Annotated in this window: 20 protein-coding genes and 1 tRNA gene; 7 read left to right on the forward strand and 14 right to left on the reverse strand. The window is 61.9% G+C overall.

The genetic code is table 11. From position 1 onward, the window contains the following. Positions 1–41: 41 nt before the first annotated feature. On the reverse strand, positions 42–1,019 hold the full coding sequence (gene ybiB, locus BLS41_RS03130) for a DNA-binding protein YbiB (protein WP_074762911.1): 978 nt from the start codon (positions 1,017–1,019) through the stop codon (positions 42–44). A 309-nt stretch (positions 1,020–1,328) separates the two neighbouring features. Here ybiB and BLS41_RS03135 point away from each other — a divergent pair, with 309 nt between their 5' ends. Together BLS41_RS03135 and maiA are read left to right on the forward strand one after the other, a co-directional pair. Beyond that, positions 1,329–2,027: a fumarylacetoacetate hydrolase family protein gene (locus BLS41_RS03135; protein WP_074762912.1), complete on the forward strand. Its 699-nt coding sequence runs from the start codon at positions 1,329–1,331 to the stop codon at positions 2,025–2,027. 29 nt (positions 2,028–2,056) lie between these two features. Continuing rightward, the gene (gene maiA, locus BLS41_RS03140) at positions 2,057–2,701 is read left to right on the forward strand and encodes a maleylacetoacetate isomerase (RefSeq protein WP_074762913.1); all 645 of its coding nucleotides are present in this window, start codon (positions 2,057–2,059) and stop codon (positions 2,699–2,701) included. A gap of 100 nt (positions 2,702–2,801) precedes the next feature. Here the strand turns inward: maiA and ftsY are convergent, their stop codons facing one another. Further along, a complete protein-coding gene (ftsY, locus tag BLS41_RS03145; RefSeq protein ID WP_074762914.1) occupies positions 2,802–3,941 on the reverse strand; it encodes a signal recognition particle-docking protein FtsY in 1,140 nt (379 codons plus the stop codon). A 241-nt stretch (positions 3,942–4,182) separates the two neighbouring features. Between ftsY and rsmD the strand changes: the two genes are divergently transcribed. The 3 genes from rsmD to BLS41_RS03160 all read left to right on the forward strand — a co-directional run bounded on the left by rsmD (position 4,183) and on the right by BLS41_RS03160 (position 5,746). Further along, complete coding sequence (rsmD, locus tag BLS41_RS03150; protein ID WP_074762915.1) at positions 4,183–4,797, forward strand: 16S rRNA (guanine(966)-N(2))-methyltransferase RsmD; 615 nt, start codon at positions 4,183–4,185, stop codon at positions 4,795–4,797. A gap of 112 nt (positions 4,798–4,909) precedes the next feature. Then, positions 4,910–5,425 (forward strand): pantetheine-phosphate adenylyltransferase, encoded by a 516-nt coding sequence (gene coaD, locus BLS41_RS03155; RefSeq protein ID WP_074762916.1) that lies wholly within the window; start codon positions 4,910–4,912, stop codon positions 5,423–5,425. 63 nt (positions 5,426–5,488) lie between these two features. Next, the gene (locus BLS41_RS03160; RefSeq protein ID WP_074762917.1) at positions 5,489–5,746 is read left to right on the forward strand and encodes a YfhL family 4Fe-4S dicluster ferredoxin; all 258 of its coding nucleotides are present in this window, start codon (positions 5,489–5,491) and stop codon (positions 5,744–5,746) included. 83 nt (positions 5,747–5,829) lie between these two features. Here the strand turns inward: BLS41_RS03160 and hisC are convergent, their stop codons facing one another. The 8 genes from hisC to BLS41_RS03200 form a co-directional block, all read right to left on the reverse strand. Next, positions 5,830–6,900, reverse strand: a complete 1,071-nt coding sequence (gene hisC / locus BLS41_RS03165; RefSeq protein ID WP_074762918.1) for a histidinol-phosphate transaminase — start codon at positions 6,898–6,900, stop codon at positions 5,830–5,832. A gap of 54 nt (positions 6,901–6,954) precedes the next feature. Beyond that, a complete protein-coding gene (gene pth / locus BLS41_RS03170; RefSeq protein WP_074762919.1) occupies positions 6,955–7,557 on the reverse strand; it encodes an aminoacyl-tRNA hydrolase in 603 nt (200 codons plus the stop codon). A 150-nt stretch (positions 7,558–7,707) separates the two neighbouring features. After that, positions 7,708–8,328, reverse strand: a complete 621-nt coding sequence (locus tag BLS41_RS03175; protein ID WP_074762920.1) for a 50S ribosomal protein L25/general stress protein Ctc — start codon at positions 8,326–8,328, stop codon at positions 7,708–7,710. A 163-nt stretch (positions 8,329–8,491) separates the two neighbouring features. Continuing rightward, positions 8,492–9,448 carry a ribose-phosphate pyrophosphokinase gene (locus BLS41_RS03180; RefSeq protein ID WP_006048037.1) on the reverse strand — a complete coding sequence of 319 codons (957 nt, stop codon included), beginning with the start codon at positions 9,446–9,448 and terminating at the stop codon, positions 8,492–8,494. Positions 9,449–9,495: 47 nt separating this feature from the next. After that, positions 9,496–9,572 (reverse strand) — tRNA-Gln (locus BLS41_RS03185). A gap of 52 nt (positions 9,573–9,624) precedes the next feature. Next, positions 9,625–10,506 carry a 4-(cytidine 5'-diphospho)-2-C-methyl-D-erythritol kinase gene (gene ispE, locus BLS41_RS03190; protein ID WP_074762921.1) on the reverse strand — a complete coding sequence of 294 codons (882 nt, stop codon included), beginning with the start codon at positions 10,504–10,506 and terminating at the stop codon, positions 9,625–9,627. Between the two features lie 74 nt (positions 10,507–10,580). Next, a complete protein-coding gene (lolB, locus tag BLS41_RS03195; RefSeq protein WP_074762922.1) occupies positions 10,581–11,213 on the reverse strand; it encodes a lipoprotein insertase outer membrane protein LolB in 633 nt (210 codons plus the stop codon). After that, entirely contained in the window at positions 11,213–13,054 is a 1,842-nt protein-coding gene (locus BLS41_RS03200) for a tetratricopeptide repeat protein (RefSeq protein ID WP_074762923.1), read from the reverse strand. The genes lolB and BLS41_RS03200 overlap by 1 nt, the downstream gene beginning before the upstream one ends. 87 nt (positions 13,055–13,141) lie before the next feature. On the opposite strand from BLS41_RS03200, the gene mutM reads away from it, so the two are divergent. Together mutM and mutY are read left to right on the forward strand one after the other, a co-directional pair. Next, positions 13,142–13,972 carry a bifunctional DNA-formamidopyrimidine glycosylase/DNA-(apurinic or apyrimidinic site) lyase gene (gene mutM / locus BLS41_RS03205; RefSeq protein WP_074762924.1) on the forward strand — a complete coding sequence of 277 codons (831 nt, stop codon included), beginning with the start codon at positions 13,142–13,144 and terminating at the stop codon, positions 13,970–13,972. A 7-nt stretch (positions 13,973–13,979) separates the two neighbouring features. Further along, the gene (mutY, locus tag BLS41_RS03210; protein WP_171910188.1) at positions 13,980–15,119 is read left to right on the forward strand and encodes an A/G-specific adenine glycosylase; all 1,140 of its coding nucleotides are present in this window, start codon (positions 13,980–13,982) and stop codon (positions 15,117–15,119) included. 5 nt (positions 15,120–15,124) lie between these two features. Here mutY and BLS41_RS03215 read toward each other — a convergent pair whose 3' ends face one another. From BLS41_RS03215 to ptsN, 4 genes are all read right to left on the reverse strand, one after another. After that, positions 15,125–15,760, reverse strand: coding sequence for an LON peptidase substrate-binding domain-containing protein (locus BLS41_RS03215; protein ID WP_074762926.1), 636 nt, complete (start codon positions 15,758–15,760; stop codon positions 15,125–15,127). Positions 15,761–15,799: 39 nt separating this feature from the next. Beyond that, positions 15,800–16,693: an RNase adapter RapZ gene (rapZ, locus tag BLS41_RS03220; protein ID WP_074762927.1), complete on the reverse strand. Its 894-nt coding sequence runs from the start codon at positions 16,691–16,693 to the stop codon at positions 15,800–15,802. A 97-nt stretch (positions 16,694–16,790) separates the two neighbouring features. Further along, complete coding sequence (gene hprK, locus BLS41_RS03225; protein WP_074762928.1) at positions 16,791–17,759, reverse strand: HPr(Ser) kinase/phosphatase; 969 nt, start codon at positions 17,757–17,759, stop codon at positions 16,791–16,793. 142 nt (positions 17,760–17,901) lie between these two features. Then, positions 17,902–18,417 (reverse strand): PTS IIA-like nitrogen regulatory protein PtsN, encoded by a 516-nt coding sequence (gene ptsN, locus BLS41_RS03230; protein WP_074762929.1) that lies wholly within the window; start codon positions 18,415–18,417, stop codon positions 17,902–17,904. Positions 18,418–18,470 lie beyond the last annotated feature (53 nt).

The following is an 18,470-nucleotide window of genomic DNA, read 5'->3' on the forward strand; positions in this document are numbered from 1 at the left end:
GCTGAATGAGTTTGCTCCAACGAACCAAACTCACTCCCGCCTCAAGCCGCAATCTTCGCTACATCCACAATCAACTCGACCTGTCGCTCGATCGCGCTCGGCACAGGCGCTTCGCCGCGCAGCACCGCGCTGATCCACGCGGCGGTGGTCTGCGCATCGCGCGCCTCGGGCAACTCGACCTCGGGCGCATCCGGCGACGAGCGCTCGTGCGGCACGCGCGTTTCGCACACGCCATCGTGCAACCAGTCGACCTGCACTTGTCGCCGCGTATCCGCGACCGCCTCGCCTTCGGTGCCGCGCGCGAGCAACGCACCGCCGGCCGCCGCATCCGGATGCGTGTTGAACAGTTGCGTGAGACTGTCGCGATACGGCGGATGCGTGTAGTTCACCAGACGCAGCCCGGCCGGCGCGAACGGCTGAAGAATCTTCACGAGCGTATGCGTCGAATTGCGCACCCCCATCCGTCGACGCAAGCCGAGAAGCCGCGCGAGCTTCGGCGCGAGCACGTCGATCGAGGCGAACGCGAGACGGCGCTCGGCGAGGCCATCTTCGATATCGGCGTGCGACTGCGCGTGCGGAATCTGCAGATGCGTGAAAATTTCCGCGCTCGTCACGCGGCCCGGATCTTCGGTTACGCCATGCACCAGCACCGGCACGCCTTCGCGCGCCAGCAGTAGCGCGAGTAGCGGAACCAGATTCGGCTGCTTACGCGCGCCGTTATACGACGGAATTGACACGGGCCGGAATTCGCCGTGCGGCAGATGAACCGCCTCGAACGACGCATGCGCGCCCGCCAGCATCGCGGCGAGTTCGTCGGCGGTCTCACCCTTCACGCGATACGCGAGCAGCACCGCGCCGAGTTCGAGTTCGCCTACCCGGCCGTCGAGCATCGCCGTGTACAACTCGCGGGTGTCGTCGGCGGTCAGCGCGCGGGCGCCGTTCGGGCCACGGCCGATTTCCTTGATGAAGCGGGCGCAGGGGAAGGGGGTGTCGTGGGCGGTATCGGCGGAATCGGTCATCGGGCGCAAATGGGACGTGGTGACGGCCCGCTTTCGAACGGTTCGCCACGGTATTCAAGGGACGTTACAGGGGACGTTATTGGGTGTGAGTATCGCATCTATGGCGATCCCGCGAGACGGCCGCCTGGCAGCGCAGGCGTTGAAGGCGTACTTGACGGGCGTTTCGTACGGGCACCGTAAGCCCTTCGTACTGGCTTCGTAGGGCGCCTGCGCAAGCTTGCCGGCCTGCCGCGCATCGTGCTTTGCAGCGCGTTAAACTCGATGTTTTATCGCCGCGTCGGCGGCCTCAATCGAAGAATGGAGAACGGGATGAGTTATGTATTCGCACCCGCACCGCAGGTGGCGGTGCCGGTCGTGGGATCCAGCGAGCAATTCGCGGTGCGCCGCATCTACTGCGTCGGGCGCAATTACGAAGCCCACGCGCGCGAGATGGGACACGATCCCGACCGCGAGCCGCCGTTCTTCTTCAGCAAGCCCGCCGACGCTGTGGTCTACGTCGCGCCCGGCGAGACCGGCGAGTTTCCGTATCCGTCGCTGACGAAAAACGTCCACTTCGAAATGGAAATGGTCGCGGCAATCGGCAAGGGCGGCAAGGACATCGCGGCTGAAAGCGCGCTCGATCACGTCTACGGTTACGCGCTCGGTCTCGATATGACGCGCCGCGATCTGCAGGGCGAGGCGAAGAAAATGGGCCGTCCGTGGGACACCGCGAAGGGCTTCGATCACTCGGCGCCGATCGGTCCGATTCATCCGGCGGCGACGGTTGGCCATATCGGCAAGGGTTCGATCTGGCTGTCGGTGAACGGCGAGGACAAGCAGCGCTCGGACGTGTCGCAACTGATCTGGTCGGTGGCCGAGACGGTCGCGTATCTGTCGACGTTGTTCGAACTGCAACCCGGCGACCTGATTTTCACCGGCACGCCCGAGGGCGTTGGCGCGGTCGTGAAGGGCGATCTGATGAAGGGCGGTGTGGACGGGCTCGGCGAGTTCAGCGTGCGCGTCGTCTGATGAGTTCAGGCGTGGAGGAGACAGACAACATGAAGCTCTACAGTTACTTCCGGAGCTCGGCGTCCTATCGGGTGCGCATTGCGCTGAACCTGAAAAATCTGCCGTACGACTACGTGCCCGTGCATCTCGTGCGCGACGGCGGCGAGCAGCTCAAGCCCGAATATCGCAAGGTGAATGGGGACGGCATCGTGCCGACTTTGGTCGACGGACACGAGGTGATGCCGCAGTCGCTCGCGATCATCGAGTATCTGGACGAAACCCATCCCGAGCCGCCGCTGTTGCCGGGTACGCCGGCCGACCGCGCATATGTGCGCTCAGTGGCGTTGCAGGTGGCGTGCGAGATTCATCCGGTCAACAATCTGCGCGTGCTGAAGTATCTGAAGCACACGTTGCGGGTCGACGACGACGCGAAAGACGCGTGGTATCGCCATTGGATCGAAGCGGGTTTCACGACGCTGGATGCTCACCTGGCAGGCAGCGCACGTACCGGCAAACTGTGCTTCGGCGATACGCCGACGCTCGCCGACGCGTGCCTGATCCCGCAGGTGTTCAACGCGCAGCGCTTCAAGGTGGACACGGCGAAGTTTCCGACCATCCAGCGCATTTACGACCACGCGATGCAGATCGATGCGTTTGCCCGTGCGGCGCCTGGTGTGCAGCCGGATACTGAGTGATGTGATGGCCGGTAGTGTGGCCTGAACGCAAAAGGGGCACTCCGTGGAGTGCCCCTTTTTTCATGTGCTTCTATCGGAGAATGCGGCGCTGCCCGCTGGTTCAACCGCCCAGCAGCGCGTCCGAAAACTCTTCCGCACTGAACGGCTGCAAATCTTCGACCTTCTCGCCGACGCCGATGAAATACACCGGAATCGGGCGCTGTCGCGCTATCGCGGCGAGAATCCCGCCCTTTGCCGTGCCGTCGAGCTTGGTGACGATCAGGCCGGTGAGGCCGAGCGCGTCGTCGAACGCTTTGACCTGCGCGAGCGCGTTCTGGCCGGTATTCGCGTCGATCACCAGCAGCACCTCGTGCGGCGCGCCGTCGTGCGCTTTGCCGATCACGCGCTTCACCTTGCGCAACTCTTCCATCAGATGCAGCTGCGTGGGCAGGCGTCCGGCCGTGTCGGCCATCATCACGTCGATCTTGCGCGCACGCGCCGCACCGACCGCGTCGAAAATCACCGCAGCCGGATCGCCGCTTTCCTGCGACACCACCGTCACATTGTTGCGCTGACCCCAGATCGCCAGCTGCTCGCGCGCGGCGGCGCGGAACGTGTCGCCCGCGGCCAGCAGCACCGACTGGTTAAAGCTTTGCAGATGCTTGGCAAGTTTGCCGATGCTGGTCGTTTTGCCCGCGCCGTTCACGCCCGCGATCATCATGACGAGCGGCTGCGCGCGGCCGAGCATCAGCGATTTTTCGAGCGGTTTGAGCAGGTCGATGAGCAGCGTGCGGAGCGCGGCCTTGACCTGTTGCGGATCGGTGAGCCGTTCGGTACGCACCTTCTCGCGTAACGATTCGAGCAGGAACTCCGTGGCTTCGACGCCCGCGTCCGACATCAGCAGCGCGGTTTCGAGTTCTTCGTAAAGCTCCTCGTCGATCTTCGTGCCGACGAAAATACCGGTCAGACTCGAACTGGTTTTCGACAGACCGGTTTTCAGACGAGTCAGCCACGAGCGCTTGGCGCTGGCGTCCTGCGCGGGCGCCGGGACGATTTCGACGGTCTCTACGGTTTCGAGCGCGGGCTCGTCGAACCCGGGTTCCGGCTCGATGACAGCCGGAGCAGCCGGAGCGGGCGTGTCGACGCGCACCGGCGCTTCGACGGCTAGCTCGGGCGTCGAGCCTTCAGGCGCCGTCTGCGACTCGTCTGCCGCGGTATCGGACTCTTTCGAACCCTTGAATCGTTTGAAAAAGCTGAACATGATCTGGCGTGGTGAGAGCGCGCGCCGATGCGCGCAGCCGGTACGAACCGGCGGAAGCGGCAGGCAGCGTTGCGTTTGCGGGATGCAAGGCGCTGGAAGCCGCACATTTTATCAGGCGCGCCGCCGACCGTCGTATCGGCCGAACGGCCAGGCTGGACGCCGGCTGCCCCTGTGGTAACGTTGGCGCTCCGGCTCGCACATATCTGCGGTGCGAGCGCCTTCATAAAGTAATCGAAACTGCATGCCCCGTTCAGCACCCTCACGCGCCCATGGCGCTTCGTCCAAAGGCGGTAAGCCGCACGCGATCCGCATTATCGGCGGCGACTGGAAGCGCACTCCGCTGCCTGTTCTCGACCTCGACGGCTTGCGCCCTACGCCCGACCGCGTCCGCGAAACCTTGTTCAACTGGCTCGGCCAGAATCTGGACGGCCAGCGCTGCCTCGATCTGTTCGCCGGCAGCGGCGCATTGGGCTTCGAAGCCGCGTCGCGCGGCGCGGCGCGGGTTCTGATGGTGGAGCGCAATGCGCGCGCCGCCAGCCAGCTGCGCGCCAACCAGGAACGCCTCGCTGCGCGCACGATCGAAATTGCCGAAGCCGACGGTTTGCGCCTCGCCGCGAGTCTCGCGCCCGGTTCGTTCGACGTCGTGTTCCTCGACCCACCGTTCGACGGCGATCTGCTCGGCAAAGCGCTCGCTCTGGTCGTGCCGCTCGTCGCCGCAGAAGGCTTCCTTTACGTGGAAGCAGCCGAGGCGCTCGAACTCGACGGGAACGAGTCGCTGGCCGGATGGGAGATCGTGCGGCAAGGCAAAGCCGGCGCTGTCCACTTCCATTTGCTGCAGCGCGAAAATAAGGAATAATGCGCGTTCCAAAATAAGCGCCGGGCGGTTTATAGTCACGCGCGCAGTCGGTGCCAAATGCGTCGCGTGGACGCTTTGACGTGGCCCTTTGTCTGAAGAGAGGAGAAGTCTCATGGTAGTCGCCGTGTACCCGGGCACGTTCGACCCGCTGACGCGCGGTCACGAAGACCTCGTTCGGCGCGCGTCGAGCATTTTCGACACGCTGGTAGTGGGTGTGGCCGACAGCCGCAACAAGAAACCGTTCTTCACGCTGAAAGAGCGCCTCGATATCGCTCATGAAGTGCTCGGGCATTATCCGAACGTTCAGGTGATGAGTTTCAAAGGCCTGCTGAAGGATTTTGTGCGTAGCAACAATGCGCGGGTGATTGTGCGCGGTCTACGTGCAGTATCGGACTTCGAATATGAGTTCCAGATGGCGGGGATGAACCGCTATTTGTTGCCCGACGTCGAAACCATGTTCATGACGCCGTCCGACCAGTACCAGTTCATTTCGGGCACGATCGTGCGAGAAATCGCGCAGTTGGGCGGCGATGTCAGCAAGTTCGTGTTTCCGTCGGTCGAAAAATGGCTGAAGGAGAAGGTTGCTGCGCTCGATCCGAATAGCGACGCTTCGGCGGCGCAGGTGTAACCGGCATAAACTGTCGGTTTGACGGATTAAAGTCGGCTTCGGCCGGCGTGAAGTGAGAGAAGCATGGCCTTGATGATTACCGACGAGTGCATCAATTGCGACGTATGCGAGCCTGAGTGCCCGAACGACGCAATTTCGATGGGCCCGGAAATCTATGTGATTGACCCGAAGAAATGTACCGAGTGCGTCGGCCATTTCGACGAGCCGCAGTGTATTCAGGTGTGTCCGGTCGAATGTATTCCACGCGACCCGGAACATCTCGAAACACCCGACGGCCTGATGGCGAAATATCACGCGCTGCAGGCAGAGAAGGGCGAATAACTTTTTGCGGCTTTAAACGATCGTGATGGATAAAAAATGGCGAGGCCTTGGTGGCCTCGCCATTTTTTTGTAGCGGCGTCTGCTTAGGCGCTGAAAATCTCACGCAGCGCATTGAGCAGAATCTCGCATTCGGCATCGGTGCCGACCGAAATCCGCAGATGCTGGTCGATCCGCGGCGCCTTGAAATGGCGCACGATAATCTCCCGCTCCCGGAGACGCCGCAAGAGCATCGCCGCGTCATGCGCCGGATGGCGCGCGAACAGCAGATTCGCCGCCGACGGCACCACATCGAATCCCAGCGCAGTCAGCCCGGACGCCAACCGCTCGCGGCTGGCAATTACCTTGGCGCAACTGTCGCGGAACCATGCATCGTCCTCGTAAGCGGCGGTGGCGGCTGCTTGCGCCAGCCGGTCGAGCGGGTAGGAATTAAAGCTGTCCTTCACGCGGTTCAGCGCGTCGATCAGCTCGACATTACCGAACGCGAAGCCAACGCGCATGCCGGCCAGCGAGCGCGACTTCGATACCGTCTGAACTACCAGCAGATTCGGATGGCGATCGATCAGCGTAATCGCCGATTCAGCGCCGAAATCCACATAGGCTTCGTCGATTACCACGACTGAATCGGTATTTTTCTGCAGTAGACGCTCGATATCGGCGAGCGGCAAAGGCCGGCCGGTCGGCGCGTTCGGGTTCGGGAACAGCACGCCGCCGTTCGGCGCGGCGTAGTCGTCGACATTGATCGCAAAACTGTCGTTAAGCGGAATTGTCCGGTATTCGACTTCGAAGAGCCGCGCGTAGGTCGGATAAAAGCTGTACGTGATGTCCGGAAACAGCAGCGGTTTGTCGTGCTTGAGCAGGGCCTCGAACGTGAGCGCCAGCACTTCGTCCGAGCCGTTGCCCGCGAATACCTGATCTGCGCGAATGCCGTGATAAGCGGCCACCGTTTCGCGCAACTTGCGCGCGGTCGGATCGGGATAGCGACGCAGCGACTCGCCGGCCTCGCCCAATTCGCGCCGGATCGCGTCGAGCACGCGCGGCGACGGCGGATACGGATTCTCGTTGGTATTCAGCTTCACCGGGTGCGCGAGCACGGGCTGCTCGCCCGGCACATACGGCGTCAGACGGTGAACGATGTCACTCCAATAGCGGCTCAAGCGATTCTCCTGTCGATACGGTAACGGCGGCGGTCCATCAACGAGCGGTGCAATTCAGGGATTGCGATGCAACTGCATCATCGCGCGCTCGAGTTCGCCCTTGATAACCTGCGGCATCACAGCGAGCGCACGCTCGACCGATGCGTCAATCACTTCCTGCTCTTCACGTCGCGGCGGCTTCAGCACGTAATTGGCGACGTCCGGCTTCGCGCCGGCCCGAGCGCTCTCAGGAATCAGGTCACGCGGATGACCGATGCCGATCCGCAGCCGCCAATACTGCTGTGACGAAAGATGGGCGGTAATGTCCTTCAAGCCATTATGGCCGCCGCTTCCACCGCCGAGCTTCAGCTTGACGCTGCCCGGTGGCATATCGAGCTCGTCGTGCGCGACGAGAATCTCATCGGGAAGAATCTTGAAAAACTGCGCCACCGCGACGACCGATTGACCTGAGCGGTTCATATAAGTCTGCGGTTCCAGCAGATGCACTTCTTCGCCGTGCAGCCGCGCTTTCGCATAAAAACCGTGGAAACGCCGCTCGTCGCGCAGCGTCGTTCCGGCTTCGCGGGCCAGTTGATCGACCAGCCAGAAGCCGGCGTTATGGCGCGTCGCGGTGTATTCGGCGCCCGGATTGCCGAGCCCGACGATCAGCTTGATCATGATTGCGTAGGTCCGTCTGGCTCGACGCGCAAGCGCGGCCGGGCCGAAAAAAACCGAAAAAAAACCCGCCGGGGAGAACCTCGGCGGGTCACATCGACCGTTTCATTGAAACGGATCGAGAGGATTGCTTGCTCTGAACCTGACAGGTTCTTAAGCAGCCGGTGCGTCGCCTTCGGCAGCAGCAGCGGCGTCGCCTTCAGCGATTGCGCCAGCCGGGATCGTTGCAGCAGCGACGACCGGGTTTTCTGCTTCGACGTGAGCAACCAGCGAAACGCCAGCCGGCAGTGCGATGTCTTTAGCGTGAACCGATTGACCCGCTTCGATCTTCGCCAGGTCGACTTCGATGAATTCCGGCAGTGCCGACGGCAGGCACTCGACTTCCAGTTCATTGACGACGTGCGAGATCACCGCGCTCGACAGCTTGACTGCCGGGTTCGATTCCTGGTTCATGAAGTGCAGCGGCACCTTGGTGTGCAGCTTCTTCGATGCGTCGACACGTTGGAAGTCCACGTGCAGCACGAGCTGACGGAACGGGTGGTATTGCACGTCGCGCAGCAGAACCTGTTGCGACTTGCCAGCCACTTCCAACTCGAGGATCGACGAGTGGAAAACTTCTTTCTTCAGCGCGTGCCAAAGGGCGTTGTGGTCCAGTTCGACCAATTGCGTGTCAGCACCAGCGCCATATACGATGCCCGGGGTCTTGCCCGAGTTACGCAGGCGGCGGCTCGCACCCGTACCTTGCAAAGAACGCTCGAAAGCGACTACTTTCATGTTGAATCTCCAATGCACTGCCCGCGACCAGGCAGTAAAAACGGGGCCTCCAAGCCATTACGGCTGAGGCCCCAGAGCTGCGGCACGAACCTTCGTTCGCTCGCGCCGATTGTGCAAAAACGCAGCGGTCGCCTGTGGCAACACGCTGCGTCTTCGCAAATACTTAACTTTCAGCGAACAGCGACATCACCGAATCGCCGCGACGAATGCGCGAGAACGTTTCGGCAAGCAGGCCGGCGCTGGTCAGCGAACGGATCTTTGCGCACGAGCGGGCTTCTTCGCCGAGCGGGATCGTGTCCGTGACAACGAGTTCGTCGAGTGCGGAAGCTGCGATACGCTCGCCTGCGCCGCCCGACAGAACCGGGTGAGTAGCGTAAGCGAAAACCTGCTTCGCGCCGCGTTCCTTCAACACCTGAGCTGCCTTGCAGAGCGTGCCGGCGGTGTCGACCATGTCGTCCATGATCACGCAGGTGCGGCCTTCGACTTCACCGATGATGTTCATGACTTCTGCAACGTTCGCTTTCGGACGACGCTTGTCGATGATCGCGAGATCGCAGTTCAGCTGCTTCGCCAATGCCCGGGCACGCACCACGCCGCCGACGTCCGGCGAAACGACCAGCAGGTTCTCGTAGTTCTGCTTGCGCAGATCGCCGAGCAGCACGGGCGTAGCGTAGATATTGTCGACCGGGATGTCGAAGAAGCCTTGAATCTGGTCGGCGTGCAGATCCATCGTGATGATCCGCTCGACGCCGGCGATTTCCAGCATGTTCGCCACGATCTTCGCCGAAATGGCGACGCGCGCTGAACGCGGGCGACGATCTTGACGGGCATAACCGAAGTAGGGGATGGCAGCAGTGATCCGGCCGGCGGATGCGCGCTTGAGCGCATCGACCATGATCATCAGTTCCATCAGATTGTCATTCGCCGGCGCGCACGTGGATTGCAGGACGAAGACGTCCTTACCACGCACGTTTTCCTGAATCTCGACCTGGATTTCACCGTCCGAGAAACGGCTAACCATTGCTTTGCCGAGGGGAATACCGAGGATTTTGACGACTTCCTGTGCAAGCGCGGGATTCGCGTTGCCAGTAAAAACCATCAGGCCGTCATGGCTGCTCATCATGCACCTGCTTCAGGCTGGGGGGCGAGGGGAAATGCGAGAAATTTTGGCAGGGGAGAAAGGATTCGAACCTTTGCATGCCGGAATCAAAATCCGGTGCCTTAACCAGCTTGGCGACTCCCCTACACTAACTTTGAGCTCCGCCGAACGTGGAGTTTCGTTCGACGATGCAAAACTTATGACGCGAAAGTAAAGAGTGGATGTTGATCGAGACCTTGTGCCACTGCGCTGTTCCATTCGCCGGGCAGTTTGGCTTGCGCCGCTTCTGCTTCAGCTTTACTACGAAACGCTGCAAAAACACTTGCACCTGATCCAGACATCCGCGCTGGCGCGATACTTTCAAACCATCGCAACACTTGCGCTACTTCCGCGTATTTTCCTACGACAACCTGCTGCATGTCATTGCGGCCAAAACTTTCTGGCCAATCAGTGTTGCAGCTAAGTCCTGCAGGAAAGTCCGTAATTGTGAGGGGTTTCGAATCTCTTGTCAACGATTTTTCGGAGAAAATCGCTGCAGTCGGAACCTGCACCCTCGGCGTTACTACCAGAAAGTGACGCGGCGGCAATTGTACAACGTCTAAAGTCTCTCCGACACCCTGCGCAAACGCGTTTTTCCCAAAAACAAAGAAGGGTACGTCTGCGCCGAGCGTTAGCGCCAACTCCTGCAATTCCTGGCGCGGCACATTGAGTTTCCACAGGCGATTCAGCGCGAGCAAGGTAGTTGCCGCGTCGGAGCTGCCGCCGCCGAGACCGCCGCCCATCGGCAGACGCTTCTCAATTTCAATGTCGACGCCTTCGTTCGAACCCGTGTGATTTTTCAAAAGCGTTGCTGCGCGCACGGTGAGGTCATGCTCTGCCGGCACGCCCGCGATTTCGGTGCTACGCGTGATAAGGCCGTCGTCGCGTCGCGTGAAATGCAGCGTGTCGCCCCAGTCGAGCAACTGGAAAACCGTTTGCAGCGTGTGATAACCATCCGGCCGGCGGCCGGTGATGTGCAGGAAGAGGTTGATTTTCGCTGGCGCGAGGCAATCGCGCAGCGAGTCGGTGGTTTCAATCATGAGTCGAGGCTACATGCGCCAACTGGCGCAGAAAAGGCGGCAAGGTTGTGCCAGCAGACGCGGGCTGCTGAGTGTTACTGATCCAGCACGAGCTTGATGTCGAGCGGCGGCTCGGCGCGGCTCAGGTTCAGACGTTTCACGCCAGTGGCCGGTGCGTCGGCATAGGCGAGATAGTCGATCGTCCAGCCGTCCTGCGTGATCTGCTTCAGCCGCGACGGCTGCTCCGGATCCTTCTCGGTCTTCGCGCGCGACGTAGGCGCCGGCGAAGGTTGCAGCCAGTAGCGTAGTCCTTCCACCGGCAGCGCGAAACCCAGCGCATTCTGCATCAGCGTGGAGACGTTATCTGCGGTGAGCGGCTGGCGGTTGGGCAATTCGAGCGTGGCCGATGCCGGCGACGAAGTCACGATCGCCAACGTCTGCCCAAGCGGGTTACGCAACTGGATGGTGACGGTGTCGCCCGTTTCCTGCCACGCAAAATTACCGTAAGCATTGCGCTGCGTGCCGTTCTGATCGTTGTACTGGACCGCGAACCGGCCCTGATAGGAGCGGGTGGTTTGCGCGGTGACCGAGGTCGCCGCATTCGACGTGGACGGCCCCTGCGGCTTCACCGACGCACAACCGGCCAGCGCGACAACCGCCGCCGCCGCGAATCCGAGTGCCGCGCCGCGCGGCGCCCGGGGAAAGGAAATCAAACGGGAAAGATGCATCAAAGATCGTTCACCTGAAGACGTTGCAACGTTTTAACCAGCGTGTCGTTATCCGGCTCAAGCTTGCGCGCCTCGCGGAAAGCCGCGCGCGCCTGATCCTGATCGCCGCTTTTCCAGAGCACTTCGCCGAGGTGTGCGCCAATTTCGGCGTTCGGCTGCATGTCGTACGCTTTGCGCAGCAGCTTGATCGCATCGGTCGTGTCGCCCATCCGGTACTTGACCCAGCCGACGCTGTCCATGATGAACGCGTCGTTCGGAGCCAGCGACGATGCCTTCTCGACCAGTTTGTCCGCTTCCGGCAGGCGCTGATTGCGGTCGGCAAGCGAATAGCCAAGCGCGTTGTACGCCTGCGGATTGTCCGGCTGCGTCTGGATCAGCTTGCGCAACTGGGCTTCCATCACGTCGTAATGACCGTTCTTTTCGGCGGCCATTGCGTAGTCGTAAGCGAGATCGGGGTCGTCGGGGAAAGCGGCCGTGGCTTGTTGCAGCCGCGACTCCGCTTCCGGGTAACGCTTCGCGTCGAACAGGATCGCCGCATCGGTACGGGCGATCAGCGCGAGATCGCGTGCGTCCGGCGTCTGCAATTCGGCGAGCAGCTTACGCGCGTCGTCGGTCTTGCCCTGCTTCGCGAGCAGTTGCGCGCGCGTGATCTGCGCCGGCACATATTGCTGGCTCGACGGCGAAATCTTGTTCAGCCAGTCGCTCGCCGCCGCTTCGTTTTTCTGTTCCAGCGATAGTTGCGCGAGGTAGATATACGCCTGACCCGCATCTGCACCCGGCGTTTTCTCAGCCTGCGTTGCGTATTGCGTCAGATAAGTCTGCGCGGCGCTGAAATCCTTCTGCTGAATCTTGATCAGCGCGAGCGCCATCAGCGGCGTGAGGTCGTTCGCGTTGGCCTTGTGCATGATCTCGAACTGCTTCTGCGCGTCGTCCAGACGGTCGCTGGCGAGATACATCTGCGCCAGCGCGAGACGCGCGTCATGCGATTTCGGGTTGGCCTGCACGTACTTTTCGAGCGATGCAATGCCTTCCTTGCGCTCTTCCGGGCCCATTTGCGACAGCGTGAGCGCCGCCGGCAAATAGTCGGGCTTGAGCGTGAGCGCCTGTTCGAGCGACTTGCGCGCACCCGGCGCGTCGTCGGACAGAATCTGCTGACGCGCGATGGCCAGTTGCGCTTCCGGCCGGTTCATGTCGTTCTTCAGCAAGTCTTGCAGCACGTGCAGACCGCCAATCCGGTTCGGACCGCGCGAAAGCAGAAGCTGTAGCGCGAGGATCGCGCTGCCGCGATTCTCCGCGGGTACGCGTGCGAGTTCGCGTGCGAGGATCGGGCTGGCGTCGTCGGGCTTGCCGGACAGCACGAGCAGCGACGCGTCGAGTTGCGCGGCGCGCTCCGAACTCGGCGCATACTGCTGCCACAATTGCGCGGCAGCCAATGCGTCTGACGGGCTTTGCGCGGCCAGCGCGATTTCGGTGGCGCGTTGCGCCATGCGCGGATCGTGCGTGTCGCGTGCAAGGGCTAGATAGGTTTGATAGGCCGGTGCCGGCTGGTCGCGTTGCAACGCGACTTCGGCGGCAAGCACCTGGAATACGATCTGGCTCGACAGCGACACGTCAGGCAGGGATTTCTGATCTTCCGCCGATGCCGGCCCCAGCGGGTCAGGCAACGTGACCGAGGTGTCGTCCGAGTCGGGAGACGGGTCCTGCGCGTGCGCGGGTACGGCAGCCAGCGCCCAAACGGCAAGCGCTGCTGCGCCGAGCATACGGCGAGCGGACACGGCGTGCGGAACTCGGGATGCGCTAGCCGGGCGCTTCGAAAACAGCTTCACGAAGGACAGGTTCATGGAAATCCGTTCAATGTTTCGGACGATTGTAACGCGCTCGCTACAATAAGCGCACAACCACTCACGCAAGTTGCAGACCAGTCAGAGATGCCAGAGTTGCCAGAAGTTGAGGTTACCCGAAGGGGAATCGAACCGTATGTGTCCGGGCGCAAGGTTGAACGCGTCGATGTGCGTACGCCCGCATTGCGCTGGCCGATTCCGGCCGACCTTGCGAAAACCTTGCGCGGCCACGTCGTGCGGAAAGTGGAGCGGCGCGGCAAGTATCTGCTGTTCGAGATCGATGCTGGCTGGTTCATTGTGCATCTTGGCATGACCGGCACGCTGCGGGTGCTGCGTCACGTGCCGCATCCGCCGGAGGCTGCGAAACACGATCACGTCGACTGGATTTTCGACGACTTCATTTTGCGCTATCGCGACCCGCGCCGCTTTGGCGCGGTGTTGTGGCATCCGCGGGAAGCGGGCGACATCCTCGAACATCCGCTGCTCGCGAGTCTCGGTGTCGAGCCGTTTTCGCCCGCGTTTTCCGGCGCGCTGATGCATCGGCTCACGCGCGGCCGCAAGGTGTCGGTGAAACAGGCGTTGCTGGCAGGGGAAATCGTCGTGGGCGTCGGCAATATTTATGCGTCGGAGAGCCTGTTTCGCGCGGGCATCCGGCCGACCACCGCCGCGGGCCGCGTTTCGCTGGTGCGCTACGATCTGCTGGCCGACGCCGTGCGCGTGACGCTCGCCGCCGCGATCGAGAAGGGCGGCAGCACGCTGCGCGATTTCGTCGGCAGCGATGGCGAAAGCGGTTACTTCCAGCTCGACTATTTCGTCTATGATCGCGCGGGGCTGCCGTGCCGCGTGTGTGGAACGCCGATCAAACAGATCGTGCAGGGGCAGCGCTCCACGTATTTCTGTCCCACCTGTCAGCGCTAAATCTTCAATGCCTTCTCGCATAACTCCGCGTTCAACGTCGCGTTCGGTGTCGCCTAACGCGTCTGAGGCGCCTGCATTTCCCTCCATGCCCGATTTTTCCGCGCGGCTGATCGCGTGGCAGCGCGTGCACGGCCGTCACGATTTGCCGTGGCAGAACACGCGCGATCCGTATCGCATCTGGCTGTCGGAGATCATGCTTCAGCAGACGCAGGTGTCGACGGTGATTCCGTACTACGCGAAATTTCTCTCGCGTTTTCCGGATGTCGCGGCGCTCGCCGCCGCGCCTTCCGATGACGTGATGGCTTTGTGGGCCGGCCTCGGCTACTACACCCGCGCGCGCAATCTGCATCGTTGCGCGCAGGTCGTGGTCGAGCAGCATGGCGGCGCGTTTCCGGCATCGGTCGAAGAACTCGCGGAGTTGCCCGGCATTGGCCGTTCCACGGCAGCGGCGATCGCGTCGTTCGCGTTCGGTGCGCGCGCGACAATTCTCGACGGCAACGTGAAGCGGGTGCTCGCGCGCGTCTTCGGAGTGGAAGGTTTTCCGGGCGAAAAGAAGGTCGAAAATGCGATGTGGACGTTGGCGGAATCGCTGCTGCCTTCGAATGCATCGGACGCCGAAGTCAGTTCGTACACGCAAGGTCTGATGGATCTCGGCGCGACGTTGTGCGTGCGCGGCAAGCCGGATTGCCTGCGTTGTCCGTTCGCACCGGATTGCGTCGCCAACGTTACGGGGCGTCAGCGTGTATTGCCGACATCGCGTCCGAAGAAACTCGTGCCGACCCGTCGAACGTGGATGCTGGTGCTGCGCGACGGCAATGCGGTGATGCTGGAAAAGCGTCCGCCGTCGGGAATCTGGGGCGGTCTGTGGAGTCTGCCCGAGGCTCCTGATGAAGCCTCACTCGCCGAGCGAGCACGCAGTTTGGGTGGAGACGGCGCGGTCTCGGCACTCGCGCCGTTCACTCACGTATTCACGCACTTCAAGCTGGATATTGAGCCGCGGCTCGCAGAACTGGACGGCAGCGTTGGCGTGCTGTCCGCACTAGGCGACGCGGACACCGCGTGGGTCGCGCTCAGCGATCTCGATTCTTTCGGCGTGCCCGCACCCGTGCGCAAGCTGCTGGACAGCTTGCATGGCTCGCTGATCTGATTAATTCACAGCAACTGATGCTGCTGCATGTAATGATGAACTACGTCGATCCGCGCGCCGGCGTCCTGTAGTTCCATCAGTTTTTGTCGGGCGCGTAACGCAATCGGCAGCACTTCGGCAAGCCGGTTCGACACCCACGACGGATCGTCGAGCCTGAAAGGCTCCGCGAACGGCAAGCTGTCCGGGTCCCGTTCGCGGATCGTCGAGATGATCCGCTCGAGCACTTCCGCGCACGCGCCGAATTTGGCGAGCAACTCGTTGCCTTCGAGCGGCGCGTCTTCGCCAAGCGGCTCTGCCATCCCCACCAGCAGGCCGCTGCTTTCCACGCGATGCGAGAGCAGCCGGAAACGCTTCGTGCCTCGCGCGCGAATCAGCAGCATGCCGAATGCTTCGACGTCGCACTCTTCGATTTCAGCGAGACAGCCGATCGCCTCGGGCACTGAAGGCTCTTCTTCGCGCGCCACTTCCGCGCCGCTTTTTAGCATGCAGACGCCAAACGGCGTCTTTTCGCGCAGACATTCGCGCGCCATGTCGAGATAGCGCGCCTCGAAGATTTTGAGTGGCAGGAGGCCGTCGGGAAACAGCACCGTATGCAGCGGAAACAGCGGCACATCGGCAAGCACAGTAGAAGTAGAAGACATGGCGCAACGCTTCGAGTTGAGGCCGCGCGATGCGGCCGGTTAAGCCACTAACTTCGATGATTCGTCGGCATCAACCGGCGCATCGCGGTGCCGCACAATCACATTCGCCGATGCTGCGAGACGCGCGGCAAGCGTCTCCGCGATGAACACAGAACGGTGCTGACCACCGGTACAGCCGATCGCGACGGTCAGGTAACTGCGGTTGTCGTCGCGGAAATGCGGCAGCCATTTGGCAAGAAACTTTTCGATGTCGTCGATCATTTCATGCACGACCGGCAACGCATCGAGAAAATCCATTACCGGTTTGTCGAGGCCGGTGAGCGGCCGCAATTCATGATCGTAGTACGGGTTCGGCAGCGTGCGTACGTCGAAAACAAAATCGGCGTCGAGCGGCACGCCGCGCTTGAATCCGAACGATTCGAACATCAGCACGAGCCCCGCATCTTCCTGCTCGATGAAGCGCTTGACCCACGCGCGCAACACGTTCGCGCGCAGATTGCTGGTATCGATCTGATGGCCGAACTCGGCGAGACCCGCCACCAGTTCGCGTTCGCGCTCGATGGCTTCCGCGAGCGACGTGAGCAGGCCGACATCGGCGTCATGCGCAGTGGAGCCGGACAACGGATGACGGCGGCGGGTTTCGGAAAAGCGTTGAATCAGCGACTGCGTACTCGCGCTCAGGAAGAGCACACGTACGTCGTGGGAGCGTGAAAGGTCGCGGATCATGGCGGGCATTTCGTCGAGCGATGCGCTCGATCGCGCGTCGATCGCGACCGCGAGGCGTTCCTGCTTGTCTTCGGCGAGATACGTGGCGAGTTGCGGCAGAAAACGCGGCGGCAGGTTGTCGACGCAGTAATAGCCTGCGTCTTCAAGCGCGTTCAGGGCAACTGACTTGCCGGAGCCGGATATACCGGTGATCAGGATTATGCGCATGGCGTCGTCGAAACAGTACGTTTCATCATAGCATCTGGTCCCTATGCGCGTCCCTGCGGCCAGATGTCCGCCGCAGGCGTTTCACGGGTCGCGAAAATCAGATCAGTTTGCCGGGAAACTGGCTGTCGGGGTCTTGCATGGCGAGACGCTGGCGATCCATGAAATCGCGCAACGTATCGATACCGCGCAGTTGCAGGATCGTGTTGCGCACGGCCGCTTCGACCAGCACCGCAAGGTTGCGGCCCGCGGCCACCTGGATCGTGACCTTGCTGATCGGCAGGCCGAGCACGTCGACGGTCTGGCTCTCCAGCGGCAGGCGCTGGAATTCGCCATCGGGACGGCGCACCAACTGCACGATCAGCTTCAATTTCATTTTCCGCCGAACGGCCGTTTCACCAAAAATCGTCTTGATGTCGAGCAGGCCGAGACCGCGCACTTCGAGCAGATTTTGCAGCAGAGGCGGGCAGCGCCCTTCGACGAAGTCGGGGCCGAGGCGCACGAAATCCACCGCGTCGTCGGCAACGAGGCCGTGACCACGGCTGATCAGCTCCAGGCCCAACTCGCTCTTGCCGAGCCCTGAGTCGCCGGTGAGCAGCACACCCATCCCGAGGATGTCGAGAAACACGCCGTGCAGCGTGGCGCGCGGCGCCAGAATGCGCGACATGTACAGACGCAGGCTGTCGATTACCGCGGCAGCGGACATTGGCGTGGTGAACAGCGGCGTGGATGAACGCGTGCAGCGCAGCACCAGTTCCGGCGGCGCCGCGACGCCGCCGGCCACCACCAGAAACGGCGGTTCCAGCGCGATCAGCTCGGCCATGTGGCGCGAGCGGTCGTCGTCGGCCTGACGTGTGTAGTAGTCGATTTCGGCGTCGCCGAGCACCTGGATCCGGTTCGGGTGGATCAGGTTCAAGTGGCCGACAAGGTCGGCGCTCGACGTGGCATTGGCGACCGATTCCGAAGAAAAGCCGCGCTCCCAGCCTTCATGCCCCGTCAGCCAGCTGAGTTTCAGCATGGCGGCGTTGTCGTCGAAAATGCTTTGGGCGTTGATGCTGGACGTGTCCATGAGTCAGTGACTCCAGTGTGGGCCGCGTACCGGGCAGAGAAGCGGCCGCGCTAACGCGCGCCGCGAGCCTCGCCAGGCGACACCCGCATGCGGATGGAAATAACGCATGCGAATAATCGGCGTGCGGATAACCGCCGATGCATCAAGGTTGCCACTGAGTAAGCAGGCGATGCAATGCTTCGCGGTCTTCTTCCGTGTGCAGGCGCTCGCGGGCGTCGCGATCCGACAGCAACTGGGCGATTTCCGAAAGGATTTCGAGGTGTTGCTGAGTGGCCTGTTCGGGCACGAGCAGGAAGATCAGCAATGAGACGGGCTGGCCGTCGGGCGACTCGAAGGGGATAGGTTCGGCAAGACGGACGAACGCGGCGAGCGGCTGCTTCAAGCCTTTGATCCGGCCGTGCGGAATCGCGACGCCTTCGCCCAGCCCCGTCGATCCGAGGCGCTCGCGCGCGAACAGATTGTCAGTGACCGTGCTACGGGCGATGCCGTTCTGGTTCTCGAAGATCAGGCCCGCTTGCTCGAACACGCGTTTCTTGCTGGTGACCGACAGTCCGACGACGACGTTCTCGAGGGGAAGAAATTTGGCTAAACGATTCATGTTGACAGGCGAAAACGTGGCCTGGGTTCTCCTCGCTGGGGCGTTTGAGTGGCGTTCCATTCGTTCGATGCTCGCGAAGACGTACGTTGGAGTCCAGAAGCACAGGACTCCGG

This window comes from Paraburkholderia fungorum (assembly GCF_900099835.1).
Taxonomy (GTDB): domain Bacteria; phylum Pseudomonadota; class Gammaproteobacteria; order Burkholderiales; family Burkholderiaceae; genus Paraburkholderia; species Paraburkholderia fungorum_A.